Annotated in this window: 21 protein-coding genes, 1 tRNA gene, 1 pseudogene and 1 riboswitch; of the genes and pseudogenes, 10 read left to right on the forward strand and 13 right to left on the reverse strand. The window is 42.7% G+C overall.

Annotated features, from left to right (window positions below; all coding sequences use genetic code 11):
• Positions 1-204 precede the first annotated feature (204 nt).
• Positions 205-1,353, forward strand: a complete 1,149-nt coding sequence (locus RMY63_RS05025) for a peptidoglycan-binding protein (RefSeq protein ID WP_322727649.1) — start codon at positions 205-207, stop codon at positions 1,351-1,353.
• Between the two features lie 218 nt (positions 1,354-1,571).
• Here RMY63_RS05025 and RMY63_RS05030 read toward each other — a convergent pair whose 3' ends face one another.
• Genes RMY63_RS05030 through RMY63_RS05045 form a run of 4 tightly spaced genes read right to left on the reverse strand, consistent with a single transcriptional unit; the run spans position 1,572 to position 4,254 of the window.
• Positions 1,572-2,405, reverse strand: a complete 834-nt coding sequence (locus tag RMY63_RS05030) for an ABC transporter ATP-binding protein (protein ID WP_322727650.1) — start codon at positions 2,403-2,405, stop codon at positions 1,572-1,574.
• Positions 2,380-3,192, reverse strand: a complete 813-nt coding sequence (cbiQ, locus tag RMY63_RS05035; RefSeq protein WP_322727651.1) for a cobalt ECF transporter T component CbiQ — start codon at positions 3,190-3,192, stop codon at positions 2,380-2,382. Before cbiQ ends, RMY63_RS05030 begins: the two co-directional genes overlap by 26 nt.
• Positions 3,189-3,491, reverse strand: coding sequence for an energy-coupling factor ABC transporter substrate-binding protein (locus tag RMY63_RS05040; protein WP_322727652.1), 303 nt, complete (start codon positions 3,489-3,491; stop codon positions 3,189-3,191). Before RMY63_RS05040 ends, cbiQ begins: the two co-directional genes overlap by 4 nt.
• A complete protein-coding gene (locus tag RMY63_RS05045; RefSeq protein ID WP_322727653.1) occupies positions 3,478-4,254 on the reverse strand; it encodes an energy-coupling factor ABC transporter permease in 777 nt (258 codons plus the stop codon). Before RMY63_RS05045 ends, RMY63_RS05040 begins: the two co-directional genes overlap by 14 nt.
• A gap of 25 nt (positions 4,255-4,279) precedes the next feature.
• A riboswitch (cobalamin riboswitch) is annotated at positions 4,280-4,420 on the reverse strand.
• A 142-nt stretch (positions 4,421-4,562) separates the two neighbouring features.
• Here RMY63_RS05045 and RMY63_RS05050 point away from each other — a divergent pair.
• Both RMY63_RS05050 and moeB read left to right on the forward strand, forming a co-directional pair.
• Complete coding sequence (locus RMY63_RS05050) at positions 4,563-5,021, forward strand: M67 family metallopeptidase (RefSeq protein WP_322727654.1); 459 nt, start codon at positions 4,563-4,565, stop codon at positions 5,019-5,021.
• 238 nt (positions 5,022-5,259) lie between these two features.
• Entirely contained in the window at positions 5,260-6,432 is a 1,173-nt protein-coding gene (gene moeB, locus RMY63_RS05055) for a molybdopterin-synthase adenylyltransferase MoeB (protein WP_322727797.1), read from the forward strand.
• A 131-nt stretch (positions 6,433-6,563) separates the two neighbouring features.
• Here moeB and ftsH4 read toward each other — a convergent pair whose 3' ends face one another.
• Both ftsH4 and RMY63_RS05065 read right to left on the reverse strand, forming a co-directional pair.
• Positions 6,564-8,429: an ATP-dependent zinc metalloprotease FtsH4 gene (ftsH4, locus tag RMY63_RS05060; RefSeq protein WP_322727655.1), complete on the reverse strand. Its 1,866-nt coding sequence runs from the start codon at positions 8,427-8,429 to the stop codon at positions 6,564-6,566.
• A 663-nt stretch (positions 8,430-9,092) separates the two neighbouring features.
• Positions 9,093-10,175, reverse strand: a complete 1,083-nt coding sequence (locus RMY63_RS05065) for a peptidoglycan-binding domain-containing protein (protein ID WP_322727656.1) — start codon at positions 10,173-10,175, stop codon at positions 9,093-9,095.
• Between the two features lie 401 nt (positions 10,176-10,576).
• On the opposite strand from RMY63_RS05065, the gene RMY63_RS05070 reads away from it, so the two are divergent.
• On the forward strand, positions 10,577-11,233 hold the full coding sequence (locus RMY63_RS05070; RefSeq protein WP_322727657.1) for a class I SAM-dependent methyltransferase: 657 nt from the start codon (positions 10,577-10,579) through the stop codon (positions 11,231-11,233).
• Positions 11,234-11,410: 177 nt separating this feature from the next.
• On the opposite strand, the pseudogene RMY63_RS05075 reads toward RMY63_RS05070, so the two are convergent.
• Positions 11,411-12,037: pseudogene (locus RMY63_RS05075) on the reverse strand (aldo/keto reductase).
• Positions 12,038-12,241: 204 nt separating this feature from the next.
• Between RMY63_RS05075 and RMY63_RS05080 the strand changes: the two are divergent.
• Entirely contained in the window at positions 12,242-12,643 is a 402-nt protein-coding gene (locus tag RMY63_RS05080; RefSeq protein WP_322727658.1) for an SDR family NAD(P)-dependent oxidoreductase, read from the forward strand.
• Positions 12,644-12,732: 89 nt separating this feature from the next.
• On the opposite strand, the gene RMY63_RS05085 is transcribed toward RMY63_RS05080, so the two are convergent.
• Both RMY63_RS05085 and RMY63_RS05090 read right to left on the reverse strand, forming a co-directional pair.
• A complete protein-coding gene (locus tag RMY63_RS05085) occupies positions 12,733-14,484 on the reverse strand; it encodes a serine/threonine-protein kinase (RefSeq protein WP_322727659.1) in 1,752 nt (583 codons plus the stop codon).
• 76 nt (positions 14,485-14,560) lie between these two features.
• Complete coding sequence (locus tag RMY63_RS05090; protein WP_322727660.1) at positions 14,561-16,192, reverse strand: GMC family oxidoreductase; 1,632 nt, start codon at positions 16,190-16,192, stop codon at positions 14,561-14,563.
• A 699-nt stretch (positions 16,193-16,891) separates the two neighbouring features.
• Here RMY63_RS05090 and RMY63_RS05095 point away from each other — a divergent pair.
• The 3 genes from RMY63_RS05095 to RMY63_RS05105 all read left to right on the forward strand — a co-directional run bounded on the left by RMY63_RS05095 (position 16,892) and on the right by RMY63_RS05105 (position 18,879).
• Positions 16,892-17,647: a TIGR04255 family protein gene (locus tag RMY63_RS05095; protein WP_322727661.1), complete on the forward strand. Its 756-nt coding sequence runs from the start codon at positions 16,892-16,894 to the stop codon at positions 17,645-17,647.
• The gene (locus tag RMY63_RS05100) at positions 17,637-18,332 is read left to right on the forward strand and encodes a hypothetical protein (protein ID WP_322727662.1); all 696 of its coding nucleotides are present in this window, start codon (positions 17,637-17,639) and stop codon (positions 18,330-18,332) included. Before RMY63_RS05095 ends, RMY63_RS05100 begins: the two co-directional genes overlap by 11 nt.
• A gap of 76 nt (positions 18,333-18,408) precedes the next feature.
• On the forward strand, positions 18,409-18,879 hold the full coding sequence (locus RMY63_RS05105; protein ID WP_322727663.1) for a hypothetical protein: 471 nt from the start codon (positions 18,409-18,411) through the stop codon (positions 18,877-18,879).
• Between the two features lie 117 nt (positions 18,880-18,996).
• Here the strand turns inward: RMY63_RS05105 and RMY63_RS05110 are convergent, their stop codons facing one another.
• Both RMY63_RS05110 and RMY63_RS05115 read right to left on the reverse strand, forming a co-directional pair.
• Entirely contained in the window at positions 18,997-19,161 is a 165-nt protein-coding gene (locus RMY63_RS05110; protein WP_322727664.1) for a hypothetical protein, read from the reverse strand.
• 316 nt (positions 19,162-19,477) lie between these two features.
• A tRNA-Val gene (locus tag RMY63_RS05115) sits at positions 19,478-19,550 on the reverse strand.
• A 112-nt stretch (positions 19,551-19,662) separates the two neighbouring features.
• Here RMY63_RS05115 and RMY63_RS05120 point away from each other — a divergent pair.
• Both RMY63_RS05120 and mazG read left to right on the forward strand, forming a co-directional pair.
• A complete protein-coding gene (locus RMY63_RS05120) occupies positions 19,663-20,250 on the forward strand; it encodes a metal-binding protein (RefSeq protein ID WP_322727665.1) in 588 nt (195 codons plus the stop codon).
• A gap of 51 nt (positions 20,251-20,301) precedes the next feature.
• Complete coding sequence (mazG, locus tag RMY63_RS05125) at positions 20,302-21,126, forward strand: nucleoside triphosphate pyrophosphohydrolase (RefSeq protein WP_322727666.1); 825 nt, start codon at positions 20,302-20,304, stop codon at positions 21,124-21,126.
• A gap of 189 nt (positions 21,127-21,315) precedes the next feature.
• On the opposite strand, the gene RMY63_RS05130 is transcribed toward mazG, so the two are convergent.
• Both RMY63_RS05130 and RMY63_RS05135 read right to left on the reverse strand, forming a co-directional pair.
• Positions 21,316-22,506, reverse strand: coding sequence for a transporter substrate-binding domain-containing protein (locus RMY63_RS05130; protein WP_322727667.1), 1,191 nt, complete (start codon positions 22,504-22,506; stop codon positions 21,316-21,318).
• 198 nt (positions 22,507-22,704) lie between these two features.
• A complete protein-coding gene (locus tag RMY63_RS05135) occupies positions 22,705-24,693 on the reverse strand; it encodes a zinc metalloprotease HtpX (RefSeq protein ID WP_322727668.1) in 1,989 nt (662 codons plus the stop codon).
• Between the last annotated feature and the right edge of the window lie 296 nt (positions 24,694-24,989).

Genomic DNA, 24,989 nt, shown 5'->3' on the forward strand with positions numbered 1-24,989 from the left:
TAGTAATTAAGTAGAAAGATGAGGGAGAAATCAATTCAAAATTAAAAATTTAAAATTAAAGAACTTCTCCCTCCTGCCTCCTTTTTGCCAATGCTCCATGTCAATTCCCAATTCCCAATTAAAAATGACAGTTAACATTTGGTCGTCTAGAAGCTATTGTGGTATCGAAGACTTGAAAAGCACTTTCAGGCTGAAACTTGCAATATGAGGCTATGCCGTTTTTCAATTCTGATATTTACCTGTTTTTCTGGCGTGGGTTTTTACCCAAATCGCTCAAGCGCAGCCACACTTAACCTAGCACCTAAAATTTTAGAACTTGCACAAGCTAGTTCGACAGTTACTCCTAGTCCGGCTGTTTTGAGATATGGTAGTCGAAAATCAGATGTGCAGAGACTACAAACCCAATTAAAGCAGTTGGGATACTATAGTGGTGTGGTAGATGGACAGTACAACGCCAATACAGAAATCGCTGTAACTAAATTCCAGAAAGTAAAGGGTTTAAAATTGGATGGGATTGCTGGCCCGGCGACTCAGGAGAAACTGCAAGCAGCTTTGACAGCTAAAAAGCAGTTTGTCACCTCTCCAATAGTTACCTCTCCAAAAGTTACCTCTATTGCTCCGACTTCTGCAAATCCCAAACCATCCGAGAGAGGTTTTGTCTGGTGGTTAGTATTTGCCATTGGAGTTCTAGGATGTACTGGCGCACTTATTTATCTGTTGAGGTGGTTTCAGAAGGTAAAGCAAGTGCAAAAGTCCGAAATATCGGAGCCTAAAAGTTTGAGTGAAGCTAACAAAAACCTGATTACACCACCTTTACTGGAAACTGTCACCAGTTTACAAACAACTACACCACCACTTTCCCCACAATTACTGCTACCAGAAAAAACTTCCCGTCTTGCTAAACTCAATATCGTTGACGAATTAATTCAAGATTTACGCAGTTCTGACCCAACGAAGCGGCGTAAGGCTATTTGGGATTTGGGTCAGCAGGGAGATTCGCGGGCAATTCAGCATCTGGTTGACCTGATAATTGATGCTGATTCTCAAGAAAGTAGCTTAATTTTGGCAGCTTTGTCAGAAATTGGCATCCGCACACTCAAACCGATGAACCGTGCTTTAGCAATTTCAATTCAAGATGAAAGTCCACAAGTGCGGCAAAATGCCATCCGTGACCTGACGCGCGTTTATGACATGATGGGTCAAATGAGTCAGATGTTGCGCCATGCGCTAGAAGACCCAGATGCCGATGTGCAAGCAACAGCACGATATGCTTTAACTCAGATGAATCGAATACGTGGCTTGCCGGAACAACAGAATCTACAAGAAGATTCTGATAATGATTCACAACAATAGAGTAGGAGTCAACCCCTGCGGGGAATTCAAAATTCAAAATTCACGCATTGAAGCACGACCAGGATAAATCCGGGGGCTTGAATTAATGTTGCTTTGCATTTTTTTCTATAAATAAATTCACTTGCTCTGTATCCTTTTTTTCTTTGGTCATATCGTGTGCGGCTAAAGACTTAGCGCTCTTGCATCACTCTCATGAAAAAAAGCAATTTAGAGTATAATTAGGAAAAATTGCGAAATGACTCTAATATCCGTTGTCGCACTCGTTCTCTAACTACTGCTGACTCAGCAGATAACCCATCAAATAACATCTCATACATCAATGGTACGCCCAACTCTAACTCTTCTAAAAGTGTGCGCTGGTTAAATACATCTTGTGGTTTACCTTCGAGCATCAGTTGCCCTTTATCCATGACAAAAACCCAATCTGCCCAACGATAGACTAAATCTAAATCGTGGGTTGCCATTACTAAAGTTGTTCCATTTCGATGAATTTTTTTCAAAGTTGCTATCAAGTTTCGAGTCTGCTTGACATCTAAATAGGCAGTAGGTTCATCTAACACCAACAGTTCTGGTTGTAGTACCATCACATCAGCTATAGAAACTCGCTTTTTTTGCCCTAAACTCAGATGATGCACTGGTCTTTCTGCTAAAACAGTCAGTTCAAATTCAACTAATGCTTGCTCTACTCGGTCTTTAATTTCTGCTTCTGGTAAACCCAAATTACACAAGCCATAAGATATATCTTCTTCAACAGTAGAAGCTACTAACTGTTGTTCTGGGTCTTGAAATACTAAACCGATTTTCTGCCTTAATTTAGCAAGAGAATTTCGATGATAATTTAATGGTTCACCACACCAACGCACAATGCCAGAATCAGGTTTATATAGACCATTAGCTAATAAAAATAGTGTCGTTTTACCACAACCATTCTGACCAATTAATGCACATCTTTGACCTGATGGAATCTTCAATGTTAGACCATTTAAAGCTGATTGTTGTGCACCGGGATAGGTGTAATGTATCTGCTCAAATTCGAGTAAATATTCCTGCATTTCGCCAAAACTCTAATCCTATTAATCCTACACAGCCGAAAATGGCTTCGATGATATATCGCACTTGAGGACGATAGCGCCTGGGATGCCAAACTTGAAATTCACTTACAAAACCCCGTACTTCTAATCCGAGAGAGAACTGATTATATCGTTGTAAGGTTCGCTGTAATAGTTGTCCAATTAGTAGTGCTAAACTTTTCATTCCATTACGCCAAGTACAGTAGCCACCACGAGAATTTTGTGCTGTCCATAATTCACTGGCTGTGTTCAGCAGAATGAAAATAAACCGATACATTAGTAATAATAAATCGGTTAACAGGACTGGAAATCGCAAGTAACGCAGAGTTTGTAATATTTCCGTGAAAGGGACAGTTAACATGAGAAAATATAAGCAAGAAACAGAGGCTAATGCTCTAGTTAAAATTCCCAATGCTTGGGTACTGCCACTATGACTGATATAAATATAGAAGTGTCCGAGAGTTAGTCCATACCACGAATCTAATTTGACGTTTTGTAAATCAGGAATGGCAACTCCATTCACCATTAGAGCTGGTAAACTCGTCAAACAAAAAACTATGGTGAACATTAACAACCGAAAATAAACTCCAGCCGGAATTCTTGCATAAATAACTGTCCAAGTACTCATCCAAAGCGTTATCAAAATTTGCACTAGCGGATGGGTTGCAAGGGAAATAGCAAGAGTAGTAAATGCAAAAATCAGTTTATGTTCTGGTGGCAATCTTCGCAGCCGATTAGTGTAAGCTAAAGTGTCTATTTGCAGGCTCATTCTTCACGTTTTTGTTGTTGAGAACGTCCTTTATACAACCCAATTGCATAACCGACTACTCCCGCACCTAAAGCTGCTTGCGAAGCAAATAATAAGCTTTCTATTTCTTTGCTAGCGGGTTCAAAAAATGATTTAAACCAGGGTTTATATCCAGGTTGAATTTCAGTAATTGCTTTTTCTGCTTTGTCATCGGAACCGGCAAATTCGCCACCACGCACAAATATTAACGGTGCAACTGCTAAGGCTAATACAGCTACTACCAACAGCCAGTTACTCAACCCTTTTTTAGATTGATTCATTTCCTTGGGGTTCCCGTTTGATTAATTTTAGCAATTCCAATTCTTGAGGATTATAAGATTGCAGCCAGTTCCACACCAATACAGTTAGCAATCCTTCACTAATTGCTAAGGGGACTTGAGTGATAGCAAAAATTCCGGCGAACTTGGTAAATGAAGCAATAAACCCACCAACAGGTGCAGGAAAAGCTAGGGCGAGTTGGATAGAAGTGATAATGTAGGTGAGTAAATCTGCGATCGCAGCTGCTAGAAATATCGCAATTTTTTCTTTACCACCCAACTTGATTGTTAAATTATATATCCAATAAGCTGCAAATGGCCCAGCGATCGCCATCGAAAAAGCATTTGCACCCAGCGTCGTCAAGCCGCCATGCGCTAGTAACAAAGCTTGAAACAACAATACTAAGCTACCTAAAACCGACATAGTAAGGGGGCCAAACAGCACCGCACCTAACCCTGTCCCCGTAGGATGAGAACAGCTACCTGTGACAGAAGGAATTTTTAACGCTGACAACACGAAAGTGAAAGCACCAGCCAAGCCTAGTAGTAGTTTCAGCTGTGGGTTAGCTTGGGTAATGCGAGTCAGACTACGCAATCCTAGTAGAAAAAAAGGTAATGCCACAACCCACCAAAAAATTGCCCACTGCACTGGTAAAAAACCTTCCATAATGTGCATGGCATAAGCGGGTTTGGGTAAACCAACTACTAGATAAAAACTGATAACTCCCATCAGGGTTAGACTGACTAACGCCTGTTTTCTTTTCATAATCTGTACCTCGCAGATTTATGTAAACGAATTGATTCTAACCGGCGGGCATCCTGACTTACCTAATTTTGGTTTACAGTTGCGGGACAGCGCCGGATTTGCACCGAACTTTCCCCCTTGCGTCCGATGGCTGCTCTTCATCAGAACCGATTGCAGTAACTATATCACTATTACTAAATTTTGAGCCGCGATTTTTTACTAGTACAGCTGCCGCTCTTTAGCTACAAGTCATATTTTGGTTCAGCAACGCCGATAATGTTGTATCTAAGCAAAAATTATTAGAAGTTGCTACAATTACAAACGCAGACATGATTCAACTTAGCCAAGAACACTTGCAAACCATCCGCACCCATGCCGAAAGCACTTACCCAGATGAGTGCTGTGGTATAATTTTAGGCTATCTGGCTAATGAGGGCAAAACTGTGGTAGAAGTCATGCCAACAGAAAATGCTTGGAATACAGAAGCGGCGGCTGAGTTTCCAGGGGAAGGCATAACAGAAAGCAAAAGACGGCAATATACGATCGCACCCGAAGTTATGTTAAAAACACAAAGGGAAGCACGTGATCGCTCACTCAACATTATCGGCATTTTTCATTCTCATCCAGATCATCCTGCTATACCCTCAGAATGCGATCGCCTATACGCTTGGCAGGGATACTCGTATATAATAGTTTCCGTCCAAAACGGCAAAGCTGGAGAACTCAAAAGTTGGAGCCTTGATGATACTCATCAGTTTCAAGCAGAGGAAATTGAAAATATAAAATAACTGGCTTAGTTTAAAGACAGTCACTCATCGCGGTTTTCGCTGCTATCACAGATGAAAATTCGTCTTTCGATTCCTATTTCTATTAGGACTTACGCAAAACATAATGAAAGTAGCGGTAATTCATCAATTACCGCTAGGCAATAATCAGGTTTTCAGCCACATCTTGCGTAAGTCCTGTCTGTATAAGATCCAGTTTTTCGATAGGATTAATATTCCGCTTTCCCACATCATAACTGCTATGCTCAATCCCAATCTGGACGAAATCCAGTTGACTAAAGACGATTACGAACGCTACTCCCGACACCTGATTTTACCGGAAGTAGGACTAGAAGGACAGAAGCGCCTGAAAGCCGCTAGTGTAATGTGTATCGGTACAGGTGGATTAGGTTCACCACTACTTTTATATTTGGCGGCGGCGGGTGTTGGACGCATCGGGATTGTCGATTTTGATGTTGTCGATACTTCCAATCTGCAACGCCAAGTAATTCACGGGACATCCTGGGTGGGTAAACCCAAGATTGAATCGGCAAAAAACCGCATTCACGAGATTAACCCCTATTGTCAAGTTGATTTATACGAAACCCGCCTAACTTCCGAAAACGCCCTGGAGCTGATTCAACCTTACGATATCGTAGTGGATGGTACTGATAACTTCCCCACCAGATATCTAGTTAACGACGCCTGCGTATTGCTGAATAAGCCCAACGTCTACGGTTCAATTTTACGCTTTGAAGGGCAAGCTACTGTATTTAATTACGCAGGTGGCCCGAATTATCGTGACCTTTTCCCAGAACCACCACCACCAGGGATGGTTCCTTCTTGTGCAGAAGGTGGCGTACTAGGAATTTTGCCAGGAATTATTGGTTTAATCCAAGCAACCGAAACTGTTAAAATCATTCTGGGACAAGGCAACACTCTCAGCGGGCGATTGCTGCTATACAACGCCTTGGATATGAAATTTCGGGAGTTAAAGCTGCGTCCGAACCCGATTCGCCCAGTGATTGAAAAGCTGATAGACTACGAAGAATTCTGCGGGATTCCACAAGCTAAGGCAGAGGAGGCAAAACAGCAGATGGAAAGTCAAGAAATGACTGTTAAGGATTTGAAAGAGTTGTTGGATAGTGGTGCGAAGGATTTTGTACTGCTGGATGTCCGCAATCCCCATGAGTACGACATTGCTAAGATTCCGGGTTCAGTGTTGGTGCCCTTACCAGACATTGAAAATGGAAATGGCGTTGCTAAGGTGAAGGAAATATTAAACGGCCACCGCTTAATTGCTCATTGTAAGATGGGTGGGCGATCGGCAAAAGCTCTTGCCATTCTCAAGGATGCCGGGATTGTGGGGACGAATGTTAAAGGTGGAATTACCGCTTGGAGTCGAGAAATCGATCCTTCAGTTCCAGAGTATTAAAAACGCATAGGCGCTTCTCTACGAGACGCTACGCGAACGCCTTCCCGGAGGGTAGGAACGCAGAGGTTTAACGCAGAGGAACGCAAAGTTATTCTCTGCGTTCCTCTTGTGTACGAATTACGAATTACGAATTACGAATTAGCTATGGGTTTCACTTGACTCAATAAACTGTGCAGTTTTTCGCCTTCAATAACCTCTGTTTCTAAGAGTTGAGTAGCGATCGCTTCTAGCAAGTCTCGATTCTGTCTGAGAATCTCTAGGGCTTGTTCGTGGGCTGTTTCTACGATTTCCTTGACTTCGATATCAATGGCTTTGGATGTGTCTTCACTCACCGCCCGTCGGGGATTCGGCGCACCATTACCCAAAAATGCTGCTTGTTGTCCTTGTTGGTAAGCCAGTGGCCCTAAGACTTTGCTCATACCATAAGTTGTTACCATCCGTTCTGCCAAGTCAGTAGCTCGTTGCAAATCGTTGGAAGCACCTGTGGTAATACTGTTAAACACAACCTCTTCTGCGGAACGTCCACCTAACAAAGTTGCAATCTGACCCCGCAATTCTGCTTCATTCATCAAAAAGCGGTCTTCAGTTGGTAATTGCAGAGTGTAGCCCAAAGCAGCCATCCCACGAGGAATAATCGAAATCTTTTCTACACGACCGTTTCCTGTTGTCAGCGCCCCGACCATTGCGTGACCAACTTCATGGTAGGCAACAATCTTTTTCTCAGTGTCGTTCATCACGCGACTCTTCTTCTCTAAACCGGCAACTACCCGCTCAATTGCTTCGGCAAAGTCTTCTTGAGCAACCCTTTCACGCAGATTGCGCGCTGCCAATAATGCAGCTTCGTTTACCAAGTTTGCCAAATCTGCGCCAGCAAAACCAGGGGTACGAGTAGCGATCGCTTTTAAATCTACATCATCTCCTAATTTTACCTTTTGAGCGTGAATCTTGAGAATTGCTTCACGACCAGATAAATCGGGACGATCTACCAACACTTGGCGGTCAAAGCGACCTGGACGCAGCAATGCAGGGTCTAGGGTTTCGGGGCGGTTGGTCGCTGCTAGCACAATCACCGTTGCATCCCCAGCCGCAAACCCATCCATCTCGGTTAGTAATTGGTTGAGGGTTTGTTCTCGCTCATCGTTACCACCGTAGAAGCCGTTACTGCTACGAGACTTCCCGATCGCATCCAATTCATCAATGAATACAATACAGGGAGCTTGTTTTTTGGCCTGTTCAAACAAATCTCGGACTCTAGAAGAACCCACACCGACAAACAATTCTACAAACTCAGAACCAGAGATGCTGAAAAATGGAACTCCTGCTTCTCCTGCTACGGCTTTCGCTAAAAGTGTCTTACCAGTACCTGGAGGGCCAACTAACAACACACCTTTGGGAATTCTAGCGCCAATTTGCGTAAATCGTGCCGGAGTCTTGAGGAAATCTACAATTTCCACTAACTCAGTTTTTGCTTCTTCTACCCCAGCCACATCTGCAAAGGTGATTTTAGCAGATTCGCCTTCAACATAAACCTTAGCTTTGCTCTTACCAATGGAAAGCGCACCTTGAGGGCCACCGCCACCACCACGAGCGAGAAAGAACTGCCAAATACCAATAAAAATCAGTGGTGGAATCACCCAACTTAAGAGGGTTGTAAACCAAGTATTTTTGGGTGGCGGTGTAGCAGCAAACTCAACTCCCTTTTCTTCTAGGAGTTTGGGTAACTCTAAATCAAAGATTGGTGTAGTTGCAAACACCTGGCCCGGTTGGGAATTTTCTGTTTTTAGTTGGAAAAGAATCTGGTTTTGACCAACGGAAACGCGGCTGACTTCTCCTTCCTGTACTTGATGAATAAATAGACTATAGGGAACACCAGCAGGACTAGAAGCAAATAAACCGGGCAAAAATAAATTTAAGATCAGGAATAGCCCTGATACTGCCAGTAATATATTCGCAACGATCCGAAACCGAGGTGACTTAGGCTGTTCTTTAATTCCCATAGATGTTACCAATCCTTAAAATGAAAACTAACTTGAAAATTGTGTATGGGGCATTGGGCATTGGTTTTACCCAGCCTCCCCTGTTTCTCATTTTCCTTAACGCTTTGAGAAACTTGATTAAAGACTGGTCAAAATGCTGGTGTATTCGTCCAATCTAAGCAATGTCAACGATGGGCTGTGACGCTTGCGGACTCGCTCTAAGTAAACGTTCGCGCAGCATCTCCAAGAGTTGCCATGCCGTTGGCGTTCGCGTTAGCGTCTCTGAAAGATAAGAGAAAGCTTTACGCTTCGCTATCGCCCTTGGCGCTAGAGCCAAGGGAGAAGACTTGCTAACGGTGACACAAAGTTGTTCAGCTTGTCTTGATCGTCAAGGATACTAGGGCTTCTCATAATTTCTCCTGTCTAGCAATGTTTACAGCATTTTTTTACTTATTTATGTAACTAAACTTAACAATTTAATTAATCTTTGGGAACTAACGAGCAAATACGGTTTACCGTACTCAAAGAATATGCAGAGGTTGGGAGATGCAAATAGAAATCCCCCACAAAGAGTTATTCTGAAGCCTTGGTGGAGCTTTCGTTGCTCAACTCCTGAATTATTCTTCAATAATTTCACTTTGAACTTTGGAACTGCGTTCTCCATATATGCAGTTCCTCCATCCATTAATGTCCATCATTAGACCAGTGGGGGCGATCGCTAGATAATTTAATCACACCGTAAGAACGGCCAACCTGCCATAAAGTAGAATTTTCATAACTCGTTCGTGGCTGATTAATACTAACTGTAGTTCCACTAGCGTTTTTGATACTTAAGGTTCCTGACCAAGTAATTTCCCAATCAATTGCTAATCTTTGGGTATGACGAGAGGTAAGAACAGGTCGAAAAGCAATATTATAAACAGACACCATTTCTTTAGCAGCTTGGACAGAACCAGCATTGCTGTAATGTAGCCAATTAATATCTACATTAGGCATCGGTGGAACATCTTTGGCAGCAATTTCATTATTACTAATACGGAAAGCATAGTGCATTAAATAAGCTCGTTCTGAGGGGCGGAATACTGAAGATATACTGATATTAGCTCCAGCATTTTTTAATGCTTGCTCAAAAGCTTGTACTTTTTGACGGAAGGGAGAAGCTAAATCATCAATTAAGTCGCTGTCTGGGAAAAAATTAACCCAGGCTTTTCCACTCAGTCGTTGTCTTAATTTTTTAGCGTATTCAGTTATGTTGTTTAAAGCCAACTCCAAATCAATGCCAAGCTTGGTTTTTGTTGTCTCAGAAAGCTGTTGAGCTAATTCGGCTCGAAAATTGATGTCTCTTATTTTATAAGTTTCAGCTAGTCCTTTTGTACTGTTGGGGCCAAAGTCCCCATCAGCTATTAACGGCGGATTCAAACGACCGATCGCTGTTAAACTTTTTTGTAAGTCCTTAACCTCATTTTCTCCAAAGTTAAGATAAGCTAAGAATTTTTTTCCAGCATCGGTATAGATAGCAAAATAAATTGCAAAACCTTGCTCTATCGCTTTTTTATAAGTAGCAGTATCGACAATTCCCGTTACTGTTAAAGCGTTACTAGTCTGATAATCGCGAGTTGCTTGAGCTGTAATATTCCCAAAATCTCCATCAACGGCAGCAATCGCGAAGTCGAAATCTAAAAGAAATTTCTGCCAAGCAGTTACAATTAGCCCTTCGGATTTTTTCTGGAGAGTCGGAAGTTGCAAAGCTTGAAGTTTAAAGCTCATAGTTTTTCTTGAATGAAATAATTGTTTTCAGCTAATTTTTATGTCACTATTCGTTGTACAATTTCAGTTATGACCGCTGCCAAATTTGGGATCTCGTACTTCATTAGAGCAATTGGAGTCTAATAAACGCTCTTTTGCAAAACCCACTTTGGATTATAACATCCGCAGTTATGTTAGCTTTTCTCAAGCGATCGCTCATCGCCCTATATATAGACGCCTCTATCCTTTTGTCCTTTGTGTGATATCTTGCGGTCAGTCGCTACGCATAATACGTTAATTAAATTCATCCTATCAGGTGAGTCTAATGGGTGAGGTACAAGAAACACGAAGTATTGTACCTTGAGGCTAGAAATGATTGTTTAGCACCCCAATTCCTCGGCTCAAAAATTAGGAAATAGATAATGACTGTAAACCAAATTATTGGAGATTCAAAAAATAATCTTTTTGCAAACCTTGGTAAACATTTTCTTGCTTCGATGATGGGTTCAAGTACTAGCAAATACGATAAAATTATTAGCGATCGCAAATGTTCTCTTTTTGCTAATCTCCAAGGTAAAGTGTTAGAAATTGGCCCCGGAATAGGCACTAACTTACCCTACTATCCTAAAGATATCCATTGGATAGGAATTGAGCCAAATTCACAGACGCATTCTTCTCTGCAAAAACAAGCAGAAAAACTGGGTTTAAACATCGACCTCCGCATTGGTAATGCTGAATGGTTAGATGCCGAAGATAACAGCATAGATACTGTTATTAGTACATTGGTTTTATGCTCAGTGCCGAATATAGATTATACATTGCAGGCAATTTTAAGAGTACTTAAACCAGGTGGACGCTTCTTATTTATTGAACATGTTGCCGCACCTCAAGGAAGTTTATTGCGACAACTACAAAACACAATTAGTCCGATTGGGAAAGTGATAGGTAATGGTTGTCATCCAGATAGAGAAACTTGGATAGCATTAGGCAAAGCTGGTTTTAGTAGCATCAATTATGAGCGATTTGATGCACAATTGCCAATTGTTAGTCCTGATATTATCGGTGTAGCGACAAAGTGAAAGAACTTTTAGCGGTTGCTGAATATAGCAAGGGACTGGGAACTGGGAACTGGGTGAAAAGTCTTTTTGTGTCTAAGTTTTACTGTTGATGTCCTAATCAACAAGGCTTGTGCTATAAAAGTATGAATAAACCCTTGGCTAAAGCCGTGGGGTTTGTGAGGTTTTCCACCAGAGATTTTATGGATTCTCGCTCAGGAAAGTGTCAATATCATTTAGTTCTTGCTGATTGAGACGAAATTCTCCAGCACCAATGATTCCTTCCACCTGCTTGGAATTGCGTCCGCCAACAATCGCCGCAGTCACCGCCGGATTATTTAAAGTCCAAGCGATCGCAACTTCACCTGTTGAGCGATCGTGTTGTTGACCAATGTGCTGCAAAACCTCGACTAGCTTTAGGTTACGAGATAGACGTGGCTCCTGAAATTCACTATTATTTTTGCGCTAATCATTATCTGGGAAATTGGCAACCCGCTCAGGTGTCATCTTTCCTGTAAGCAAACCAGATTGCATCGGTGAATAAACAATCACACCTATGTTGTTTTCCTGACAAAAAGGCAAAATCTCCTTTTCGACATCGCGCTTAACCAGCGAATAAGGCGGTTGCAATGAAGTGACTGGTGCATAGACAGCTGCGGTATCAATCCAATTAACGCCGAGGTCAAGAGCGCAATTGATCGCTGCGATCGATTCCTGGTCATTTTGCTCTCCCCAGCCAAAAGCCCATCCACCTCCACCAATCGCCCAAGCACCAAAGCCGATTGGGGTAATGTTAAGCTCCGAATTGCCAAGCTGTTTGGTTTGCATATCTACCTTTTTCAAGAATTTTTGAGTCAATTGCTACTTTAAGCTGCAAATATTATCGCAACAGCTATCTAAGGTGTGAATTACTACTAGTGCAAACATGACAGCCAATCACTCTTGAATGTTGTGTTAATAGACACTACTTGTATACTAAACTTGGTCAAAGATAGTAACAGTTGTCAGGGTCAATCAAAATAGAAAAGTAATATGTCAGAAGATTTAAAAGGTAAAGTTGCGCTGATTACAGGTGCAAACAAAGGTATTGGGTATGAGATTGCCCGCCAACTAGGTTCTAGAGGTGCGACTGTTCTTATTGGTTCAAGAGATATAGGACGTGGTCAAGAAGCGGCGAATAAATTTCGTTTCAGCCAGATCGATGCTCGAACAATTCAACTTGATGTGAGCGACCAAAAAACAATCAACTCTGCGGCTAAACAAATCGAGAGCGAATTCGAAAAACTTGATATTCTTGTGAACAATGCTGGAATAATAAGTGATAGCGATCGCCTTCCACCTAGTCAAGTTGATATTGAAACACTGCGACATACTTATGAAACGAAATTCACGCATTCAAAATTGAAGGCCCCACGGATAAATCCGGGGGCTTGAATTAATGTTGCTTTGCATTTTTTCTTTTCGATAAATAAATTGACTTGCTCTGTATCCTTTTTTTCTTTGGTCATTACAAATTAATAAATTTACCGAATATTAACTTCTTGAAGATAATTTGCTCCTTGAAGATATTCAACTTTAGTAATTGAGTTTTTCGGGACGAAGAAATTTGTTCTTTTTGCAGAAGCTATTTTTTGATTGTCAATCAATATGCGTTGTTTTTGAGTATACTCATTCAATTTGACTTGAGCTTGAGCATAAACTAGAGTATCTTGGGGAATATTTCTGAGAAATTTTACAGCGCGATTGAAATCACCAATAGATGCTTTTTTATACGCTTTTTGTAAAAAGTAGGCTGCTCTAATCTGCCGCTTTCGATTGTATTCAGCTAACTTGTCTTGAACTAAAGCACCCGCATGACTTTCTTGAGGAATTTGACGCAGATATTGTAAGGCGGCAGAAAAATCTTTTTCAGCGGCTTTTTCGTAGGCTTTCGCTAATAAATCTTGCGTCTGTGCTTCAATGTTGACCGATGCTTGCTGAACTATTTTATCTGTTTTAGATTGCCAATATAAAATCTTTGGAACTTTCCTAGCAGCATGAAGAACATCTGACCATCTGCTCTCATTAAAAGCTAGTTGTGCTATTTCGTATTGCTGTGCAGCTACTTGCCATTGCTCTTGCCATTCTTCAATTGTAGCTTGTGCTTCTGGATAAACATTGCTGTAAGAGGGAATTGATTTAGCGAGTGCGATCGCTTCTTCCAAATCCCCTGCTTGATATTCTTTTGTTGCTTTATATAAAGTATCTGTTTCTGAATATGCAGGTGCAGTATTAACTAAAGAATATACACCAAATCCCATTACTAAAGAATTAGCTGCCAATCCTACTTTCATTCCCGTTAATAATGGGGATGATTTTCCAGACGCCGGATTTTTCGCTACTTCAAGGGTAAATTGAGAATTTTCCTCTAATGTTTCTGATGGCTGAGGTTCCCAGATTATTTGTTTGAGTACCCGCAACACTTCACCCGCAGACTGAAAGCGGTCTTGGTAATTGTAGCGGATCATTTGGCTGAGAACAGCAGCTAGATAATCGTTAACTGGCGTGTTTTGAGAACGCCAAAAAATTTCATTAGTAGAAGGATCGGTTTTTAATTGTAGTGGTTCTAGCCCCGTTAAAGCCTGAATGGCAATCATACCCAAAGCATAAATATCACTGTTGGGCTGTGTTTGACCAATAAATTGTTCTGGCGGTATGTATCCCAATGAAGTGACGGGAATTCTATAAATAGGCAATTCTGCACCTATGCCAAAATCGATCGACTGGATTGAGCCAAAGTCAATCATAACTAACTTGTTATCAACAGTACGTCTAATCAAGTTTTCCGGTTTGATATCGCAATGAATCACGCCTTGAGAGTGGACAAATTCTAGAATACCTAAAACATCGATCAAAAATTCTACAACTTCGCTTTCACTCCATAAACAGCCCCATTGTTGATTGATGGGCAATTCCGCAGTCAGCGCATGTCCTTCAATACACTCTTGTACTAAATAAAATCGCTCGTTTTCTTCAAAACAGGCGATGAATTCAGGAATTTGGTCATGGCTTCCCAGAAGCTTGAGGGTTTGGGTTTCTGTCAGAAACAGCAGCCTCAACATCTCCAAGTAGCCCGATTCGGAACTGCTAACTTTAATCTGCTTAATAACGCATCTGGGATTCTCTGGATAATCTACGTCTACAGCAATGTATGTTTGTCCAAACACCCCTGCACCGAGGCTTTGGACAACTTGGTAACGCCCTTGTAGTAATTTACCGATTATGTGGTAGGTCATGACCTGGTTACTCAGTAAGTCCTTTTATTTAGTTTTTCTGACATTCCCTGCTGTTTCCGGAATACTTTAGAAATAACTAGAATAAAGTTACTTGCTGTGAAACGCGAAGAGCGGCTTTAATTAAATCGGCTGCTTTTTCGCCGATCATAATTGTCGGCGCGTTCGTATGTCCCGTGATTAAAGTTGGCATAATTGAGGCATCGACGACACGCAACCCCTTAACCCCATGTACCCGTAGTTCGGGGTCTACAACCGCCATTGGATCAGTTCCCATTTTGCAGGTGCCGATAGGATGATACACAGTACTGCAAACTTCTCGGATGTATGCAACGAGTGCTTCATCGCTAGTCACATCTGCACCAGGCGCAACTTCTCTGCCTCGAAACTCATCAAAGCCACTAGTATGAAACAATTTGCGTACTAATTTAATCCCGTCAACTAGCTTTTGCACATCGGATTGACTTTGCAGATAGTTCAGCCGAATCATTGGTGTATCTTTGGGATCGGGCGATAGCGTTAGCGAAGCGGTAGCGAGTCTTCTCCCAAGGGGAGACGCCAAGGGCGAACGAGCGTCAGCGCTGCTGCCTTCGGCAGGACGCAGACTGATACTGCCAATGTTTTGGGGATGAGTCAAAACCATTATACCCGTGAAACCTAAACCAGAGTTGGGATAGCCAGGAGGTACCCTCAAAATGGGAGCGAAGATCAGCTCTAAATCTGGCGCAGCGTCTAGATGACCCTGACTATGCAAAAACAATCCAGTTTCAGCGATCCCATTACTGTGTAAATCCTGAGTCGCCTCGTATGGCACAGAAACGCAAATGTGGTCTTGGAGGTTTTGTCCGACACCTGGTAAATCAACAACGACCGGAATTCCCATTGCTTGCAGGTACTCTGCATCGCCAATGCCGGAAAGCATCAGCAGTTTGGGCGAATCGAACGCGCCAGCACTTAAAATCACCTCTTTGTTGACCCTGACCTGGTGCAGTATGTTCTCGTGCAGATATTCCACCCCAACAGTGCAAGTTCCCTCAAAAAGCAACCGAGTCACTAACGCTCCAGTTATTGTTGTCAAATTGGGACGCTTGAGAATTGGCACCAGAAATGCAGCAGCAGTACTGTGTCGTTTACCATCCTTGATAGTCACCTGAAAAGGCCCCGCACCTGACTGCTGCATTCCGTTGAAATCAGGATTTTCGTCATAACCCATTGTCACACATGCATCTACAAATCGTTGGGATATTGCAGATGGGGAAATGACATCGGTCACGCTCAACTCGCCATCTATACCGTGGTATTTGGAAATACCTCGTTGTTGGTTCTCAGATTTTTTGAAATAGGGCAATATCTCAAGGTACGACCAACCGGGATTTCCCAATTCCCTCCAGTGGTTATAATCGTGATAATTACCTCGAATATAAGTCATGAAATTAATCGAACTGCTGCCGCCCAAGACTTTGCCACGGGGACAAAAGATTTTGCGGTTATTCAGGTAGGGTTCTGGTTCAGAGAAATAGCCCCAGTCCACCTCGGAGCCTGGTAGGTTTGTACATTCCGACGGGATTTGAATCTCCGGTTTTGTATCCTCTTTGCCTGCTTCGAGTAACAACACAGTGGTTTCAGGTTCTTCTGTCATCCGGTTGGCGACAACGCAGCCTGCCGAACCTGCACCAATCACAATGTAGTCATATTGGTTTTTAATTACCATTCCCCTGAACCAAGAACGTTTTGCTGTGTAATATCATTTACCCAATACCACAATTACTCCTGACTTTCAAGAGCAGCTTTGAGAGCGTGTATTGCTCAACCTTTGATGTAACACCAATTCAAAGTCACGACGGCGATCGCACCTGAATTATCTGGTCATCACTGGGTATCTGGCGCGGCTTAGTTTGGGAATTGCCCTACCAACTCAGCCAGAATCTGTAATTTCTTACAAATCCGTTTACGGCTGCGACTGTTGGCGGCGGTGCAAGTAGCAGTTGCTATTAAACCAATTCGCAATTCGTAATTCGCAATTACGTTTTGTAACGGGGATTTAACCCCGACACAAAACCTGCTGTCTATAGAGACAGGGGACTTAAACCCCCAAACTTTGTTAAAGACTTAAGAGAAAAAAAAGGACTCAGAACCGTTGACGTTGCAAGTATTGTAGGGGTCGGCGAGTCAACGGTTCATCGCACTTTCTCAAGTCACTGGCACTACTGGGGTTAAAACCAGGTTACTGACATCATGAATAACTGCGAGTAGCAAAGATAATGAGTACCGCGCCATTGTTGAAGTTTATGAAAAACTTTTTATAAGAGCGGACAGAGATATTTTAAGATTAGTAAACAGGAATCGTTATTTTTACTCTTAAATTTGTACTTTACTAAAAACGTGAGGTTATGTTGCAGTTGGGTAATTTATGACACGCGGCGACTATCTTAATCCACCAATAGAAGAAGCGGTCTGTGAGTTCCGTTTCGCTCCTAGTACGGAATGGAATCTTACAGTGCCAGGTTTAGTCTATGAAAAAATAAGGGATTTTTATCCAGGTGAGCCGCGGCAACAGAATTTGATAGCAGCTGAAATCTTCGCTGGGAAAATGCCCGCAAATCCTGAAGTTACAACAAGGACTAGTCTTACCAAGCTGCTGTTCTCGTCTGTAGACACTAAAAGGTTAGTAGGCGTAGGGCCTGATTTACTTAGCGTCCATAGTCTTCGCCCTTATGAGGGGTGGGATGATTTTAAAAAAAGAATTGATCAGGCACTCGAAGCTTATTTAGAGGTGTCCAAGCCTGTTGGAGTGACACGTATTGCCCTCCGTTACATAAATCGAATAGTTATTCCATTTGTAGATGTGGTTCAACTAGAGGAGTATTTTACCTCATCTCCTCAGATACCAGATGGCATCCCAAGTAATATGTCAGGATTCGTGACTCGAATCGAGTCAATCTATGATGATATCCCAATCAGGCTAGTAATAGTTTTGACAGATGCTGAAGTTCGTGAGGGACAAGCTGATTTTATGCTTGATTTGGATATTTCCCAAGATTGGATAGAAAAGCCTCTATCTCTCGAAGAAGCACTTTCCAATTTGCATGAATTAAAACAGAGACAGAGACAAGTATTTGAAAACTTGATAACTGATAATACAAGGAGTCTGTTCGGTGTCAAATAAAGCTTACTATGCGAAAAATAGGCATTCCAATTCGGAACAAACACTACCTTCTCATGAATACAAAAAATTAGCTCCTTACGAGCTTCTCCTGAGAGAGAGTGGTGGTCAAATTGCACCAGTTTTTCAAGGAACGGGCGTTGGAATTTTTGAGAAAGGCAGCACTTCATCTGCGAGAGATTGGAAGTACCAATCTAAAATAGCTGGCTATTCACTTCAAAGGACTGAATCCGTCTTTTGCGATAGTGAGGTATTTCAACCTTCTAATCAAACATATTCACCGATCCAGCGATTACTAAAGAAATTCGATGAGAATAGTGAACACCGTCATCAAGAGCTTAAAGCGTATCTTGACACATTGCGACCTCAAGCAAATTCTACTGGCATAGACGGGTTTACAATATCAGTGCTTGATACCGCTTGGCAGACATGGGAAAAGCTAAAAGAATATTTCTTGTTAAAAGGATTGTGTTTAGAAGTACCAGATGCTTGCCCTGGTCAAAGCGATAATCTCATGTATGCTTGGTCAAAAGGCGAACATTATTTTGAGTGTGAAATTTTTAGCAACAAAGCGCTAGAATTCTTTTACCAGAACAGAAATACTAGTGAAGTATGGGGAGAAGACACGACGCTTGAACAAGAGTTCTCTGCCGCAGTTCTTGAGAAAGTTGCGCTTTTTGCTTGGTGATTTACCAAATATTTTTACACCAAAGCGCAACTTAACCCCACTTCCAAACAGTTGCCGTGTACTTCGTTTATCTAATGTGCCAAAGGACTATCGGGAAAAAGGAAACGTCCTAGCAATTCAGCTAGATGAAGTTAAAGCGTTCGAGCTTTCTTCCCTAGACAAGAAAACGCCTCCTCCTCACTTAAGCGTCTGGGACGAATCTTTAACAACAGCAGAACAAGCCTATAGCTTCTTGCAAGAAAATTCACCGTGCAAGCTAGTTATTTGCTTGAATGTTGCTGAAGTTCGCAACATTGAAGTTGTTGCTGAAAACAATAAATATTCAGGGCTATTGAATATTATCTGGGTGCATTTATTTCAGGAGTCTAACGGCAAGAAGATCCAGGATCGTCGTCCAGGTGCAAAGGGTCATTGCGGCATCACTGGATTAGATGAAGAATCTACTCCAGAGGGATTGACCAACAGGCAAGCAAAAAATTTCCGTAAGTCCTTGCGATTCCAACTGGCAGAACTCGCTTCAAAAAATCATAGTTTGTTGGACGAGTAGTAGCGTTTTATAGAACAGAACTTACTTTCGCCTTGAACTTGTCGTATTAATCGCCTCAATACCTGAATAATTTTCCATTATACGCGTGACCATCTGAAAAATTTTTTCATAAGCCAATTACATGCAGAGTGCGATCGCCTTCTTCTCCCCCACCGTAGAAGCAAGGAGCGATCGCTCACTGCTTGCTTTCCATAAGCGTAGTTTACCGCCGCAGGCATTGCCTATCCATCTACTATAAGGAAAGGTAGCAAATTCGCTCTCCTGTTTTACCCTCCAGCACATGGCAAATGTGAGGCGCTACAGTCGAGATTTTACAAAAGAATATTTCTGATCGCGCAGTCCGTAAGTTGCCATCACGCTGTATGCCCACTACCAAGCAGGTGAGTCCCCTTTGCTGTACTGCTACTCCAATTTTGGCTAATTTTAAGCGCTCGTTGATTATCTCAATGGTCAGTTTCACTGCACTAAATTTGATCTAAAATTGCTCTGTGATTTCAGGTAATTTCAGGTAATTTGGCACAGTAATATTACCGGAAATCGCAAAACAAGATTACGACTCCATACTTCAAAAGCCGCAATCTTTGCGGCTTTTGAAGTATGGGCAGTACCAGACTCGAACTGATGACATCCTGCTTGTAAGGCAGGCGCTCTACCAACTGAGCTAACCGCCCGTTTGACTAATCATTAACCAATATAGCAAAACATTTCGCATTGCGCTAGTAGTTTTAAGAAAATCTTTTTTTCTCTTATACTGACTCAGTATTCAGTTACTCAGGATTTAGGATGCCCTCTGGTCGGACGCACGATCGCATTACTATGTATGCTCTGCCGTTCGTGGCGGGCGTTACTTTCTGGCAGACTCGCAGTAGCAATGCGACTTTGTTGGTTGCAGGCGGGTTTCTCTTTGGCGGGCTGATGTTTGGCCCTGATTTGGATATTTACTCTGTGCAATTCCAACGCTGGGGTTTCTTACGCTGGATTTGGCTACCTTATCAAAAAAGTCTCCGCCATCGTTCTTTTTTATCCCACGGGCCGATTATCGGCACGATTTTGCGGATACTTTATCTGGGGTGTTTGCTTGCTATTTTGGCAATTTTCATTTTGGTAATTGCCCAAAGGTTGTGGAATCTGAGTTTTAGTTGGCAGGATTTGGGACAAACTGTGGGGCGATCGCTCGTGGATTACGATACTGAATATATCGCCCTGTTTTTAGGGTTGGAACTCGGTGCGATGAGTCATTCTCTGAGCGATTGGGGGGGATCGGCATACAAACGCGTGCAAAAACAGGGGGTTCGGGGGTTGCTTCCTAGTGGCAAAATTAAGAGGCGGAAAGTCAGGAGTGGCGGTCGTCGACCGAGAGTGAAGAAGTAATTTTTTTTAACGCAAAGGGACGCTAAGGGAAGCGCAGAGGTACGCAGAGGTATGGAAGATAAAAATGAGAGTTTGGCGGCGTTGCAGGAGTTGATTGAGGTGGTGGCGAAGTTGCGTGAGCCTGATGGTGGTTGTCCTTGGGATTTGGCTCAAACTCCCGAAACGCTGACACCTTATGTGATTGAGGAAGCTTATGAGGTGGTGGATGCGATTAAGAGTGGGGATAAGGATGCGATCGCAGAAGAGTTAGGCGATTTATTATTACAGGTGGTATTACAAGCCCAAATCGCTAGTGAATCTGGGCAATTTTCTCTCAAGGAAATCACTCAGGGGATTTCCCAAAAGTTGATTCGCCGCCATCCTCATGTGTTTGGTGATGTGTCCGTGGCAAGTGTGGATGAGGTGCGGCAAAATTGGGAACAAATCAAAGCTGCGGAAAAGGGCGAAGCATCTCCAGATACGCAAAAATTTAGTGCTAAACTCGCTCGTTATGGACGTACCCTTCCCCCACTGACGGCGGCGATGAAGATTTCTCAAAAGGCTGCGGCGATCGGGTTTGAATGGGAAAATATTCAGGGGGTCTGGGATAAGTTTCATGAGGAGTTGGGAGAGTTCCAGCAAGCTTTAGCTGAGGAAACACCCGAACGACAAGAAGCAGAATTAGGCGATTTACTATTTGCAGTTATTCAGCTAGCCCGTTGGCATAATCTCGATCCTAGCACCGCTTTGCAAGGCACAAATCAGCGCTTTGTGCAGCGATTAGAAAAAATGGAGGCGGTTGTTGACCGTCCTCTTTCTGATTACAGTTTGAATGAGTTAGAAACTCTCTGGCAACAGGCAAAAGCTCAACTTGCTCAACAGGGGAGTGGGGAGTAGGGAATGGGGAATAGGGAATGGGGATTGGGGACTGGGGACTGGGGAGGCTTAGAACTTAAAGCTTCAGGTTCAAAGGTGCAACTTTTAGGTTCAAAGGTGCAAGCTTCAGGTTCAAAAACTCAAGCTTCAGGCTCAAAGGCTCAAATTCCCCACTCCCCACTCCCCATTCCCCACTCCCAATTCCCTTCTTCAAGATTTTTCAGCACTGAACCACTTATCATATAGCGATTGATAAGTGCCATTTTCTTTAAGACTCAGCAGAGCCTGATTAATTGGTTTGCGGTAGCGACTGTTATTGGGCAGAATGATGCCGTAGCTTTCTTCACGCAAGATACTGCCAACAATCTCTACCTTCCCTTTGCCTTCATTGGCAGCATAAAAGAGGAGTACAGGCGCATCAAACACCACAGCATCAGCTTTTTTTGTTTGCAGAGCATTGTAAGCTTGCTCAATCTTGGGGACTTCTAGAATTGAAATCTTATGTTCTCGCAGGTATGCGGCGGCTGTGCTACCCCCAGTTGTAGCTATTATCTTGCCAGGTAAATCGTCTATGCTCCTGATATCACCCTGAAGTTGTTGCACTGTCAATGAGGTAGTCACGCTGGCTGTAAAGTAGGCGGCAAAAAGTACTCCGATGAACATCCAGATAATACCTACTAGGCGTCCCATTACTCCTTTGGGCATTTCATCAGCTTGGGTTGCTAATGTGGCTGCTGCCCACCAACAGGCTTTGAAAATGCCAGGAAAGTATGATTTGGGAATCATCCCATCTTTGTGATGACGCTCAGATAACCAAATAATGTGGGCTGCTACTACAATTAGTACTAGGGCAATGCCTATTACCTGCAAGAGACTAGTAGAGAAAAACAATTGCAAAAGATTTGGGAAGGCACTTTTGTTGCTGTCTGCGTTTCTCACCATAATTTGCAGCCCCCCAGCAAAAATGGGTAATGAAAAATCAAAATTCTGCTGGCGTTCGGCTGTAATCGAGATAGCTGCAATTCCCAAGTTGGCTTTGTTGTCTTTAATAGCAGAAAGCAGTTCCGGCACAGAGGAATATTCAATAAATTTAGACTCTACACCTATTTGGTTAGCGATGCTGCGCCAGAGGTCGATACTAAATCCCGATAGCTCACCTTTGTCTGGTATCACAAAAGGCGGTATAACTCGTGTAGCTACTAATAACGGTTGTTGGAGTTGTGGTTTTTGCGCTACTCCTGGGGACGCGATTAATAACAATGTCAGAATTCCACCTATTAATCCTATGCAGGTATACAGTGCTAAAGAAAGCTTGATTTTGTTTTTTGAGTCATATCTGCCAATCGGGCTGTTTTTCCCAGCCATAAGTTGGCGAAATCTAATAGCGATCGCATTTATCATCAGAATTTTCTTAAGCTTGTGTGCATAATCTATTTATCATGCCCACGTTGTATCAAATATCATGTTCGTTGTTAATCAGCAACTTGGTTGTGCCAATTTTGACTTATTAAAAAAAACGGAGGCAGTTACTAACTACCTCCTGACAAATTAAAGCTTGGATGGACTGAGAAATGCTTTGACAGCAGGCTAGAAACTCAGCTAGCTGCGGCTCAAAAACATAGCCAAGACCACTCCCAGCATAATCGATCCACCGCCAAGGATGAATGACCAGAAGCGATGGTAACTGTTGACAATGGTGCCATTTTTACTCTGGAGTTGAATTAGATCCATCCAAGGCGCAACACCTCGACGGAACCAACCCACAGCCCCAACTTGTTCGCCAATCAAGCTTTGGACTCGCTTCATCCCAAACAGAAAATTGCCGATAGGGCCAAAGCGTGAGGCGTAATGCAGATAAAGCATTCCGCTACGATCTTGAATTTTTAAATCGGAACCAAATTTATAACCAGCGTCACCACGACCAATTAGTTGACCTTCAAGTTTTGCCGATTGTCCACGCAACGGACTGGCATAAGCGTCTGACATCAGGGTGAGAATATCGGTTTCTGGTGCTTGTTTGTAATTGGGGAACATCACCAAGGCTTTGATGAGAATTCCAATCCCTAAGCCAATTAGTGGCGCACCCAATACTAAACCTGTATTTGGGGAACTTGACCACAGAATCACACCCATTACCAAGCCAACGAAGAAACCAATTGTTTCAGCGCCGTACAATACAACATCTAAAAAGAAGTTGCCGTAAAGCCTACTTTTATTCAGACTTTTACCTTCTCCAATAACTCGCCCCATATCAAACTCAGTCGGTAAACCCAATTGTTCAGCATAGTTGCTTAGTGCACGAACTCGTTTGCCTGTCAAGGGGTGAGTGGAATTTAACTCCATCCACCAGCCCCAAGGGTTAAACATATCCCACAGAAAGACGCGACCAACTTTTTGAGTATCGGATGCAATCCGGTAGGCGGTTCCTGTGGAAGCGGCGGCTTTATGGTCATAGATACCCAAGGCGCGAGTTCCTTCAATTAAACGGCTGGGTTCTTGTGTCCGCGAACCTTCTTCTAATATTCCATAAGCAATCTTTACTAAAGCGCGGGATAATCCATTGGGATTACCCGTACTTTCGGCTGCAAAGTGGTCAGCAAAGTATTCTCGTGTGCGAGAGAGGTACAGCAGTAGATAAGTACCGACGACATAAAACACGTAGGCAACCAAGGCAGCAGTTTGCATTGCATCTTTAATTTTGCTATCGCCACCGCCGCGCCCAAATCTTCTGGCTGTACTGTAAATCAAGTAACAAATTTGCACTAAGGTAGAAGCTACTGTCATCACTGCAAAATCCCAGTGGACGATGTGCCCCAGCTCGTGAGCGTAGACGGTAGCAATTTCATCGTCATCGAGGTATGTGAAAAGTCCCTGACTGACGACTAAGCGGGCGCTGTTCGGCAATGAGCCATAAGTAAAAGCCGTGGGGTTTTGGTCGTTAATAATTCCCAAACGAGGCGTTTTCAGCTTTTTCTGCTCACAGACTTGGCGAATAACTTTAGCTGTCTCTGGACTGAGGGTTTCAACTTCTGCCAACTCTACCCAGCGAGTTTGGTAAAGCCAGCCTTGAGTTAAGTCCATGATGAATGGAGATATGAAAAAGGCAGCGATATTAAAAACTAGGGTAATACCAATAGCGATCGCTAATCCTTGGAGTGGATTATCGCTACCCAAAATAAATACTAAGCTCAAACCTAAAGCCAACACCATGCCAAACAACAAGGTCATGGTGACACCAGAAGCTAACGCCAAACTACCACCCACTCCCCCCATCGCTAATTTCATCCCAGTTGTGGCGGCGCGACCAGCTTTTTGGCTAACGTTAGATGGTGTTTGGCAAAGGGATTGACTAGCTTGTTCTGCCCAACTGCGAGCTTGTGGGTTTTCACTCATCATTAGCTTTTGACACAGGGCCTTGGCTTTTTCAATTTCGCCTGTGGCTTGATAGGCTTTGATCAGCCACATCTGTGCTGAAAGATAATCTGAAGAATTGTGTTCAGCGCAATCGCGGCAGAATTGTTCGAGTAATTCCGCCGCTTCTTGATAACGTTTTTGGTTTAAGGCATTTAATGCAGATTGCAATGACATAGGATCTCCCTAGTGAAGGAGTGGTATTTGATCTATCAATACTCAATAGATTCAGCGATCGTCACTACAATTTCGGAAAAATTTAATTAATGACAGTATAAAATATTTACTTAAGTAAAAGACTAGAGAAACATACATAACTATGTCTCTCTAGCCTGGGGAACGCATAAATCATTTTTAAGATTTTCAAATAAAAACAGTAATAATACTTATAATATTTTTGACGCTGTAAACTTACTACTTCTTTGCCCATGTTTGATATTTAGAGAATAAATGTTTTGAACCCAGTCTTGCTT

It is taken from the genome of Nostoc sp. ChiQUE01b (assembly GCF_034531255.1).
Taxonomy (GTDB): domain Bacteria; phylum Cyanobacteriota; class Cyanobacteriia; order Cyanobacteriales; family Nostocaceae; genus Nostoc.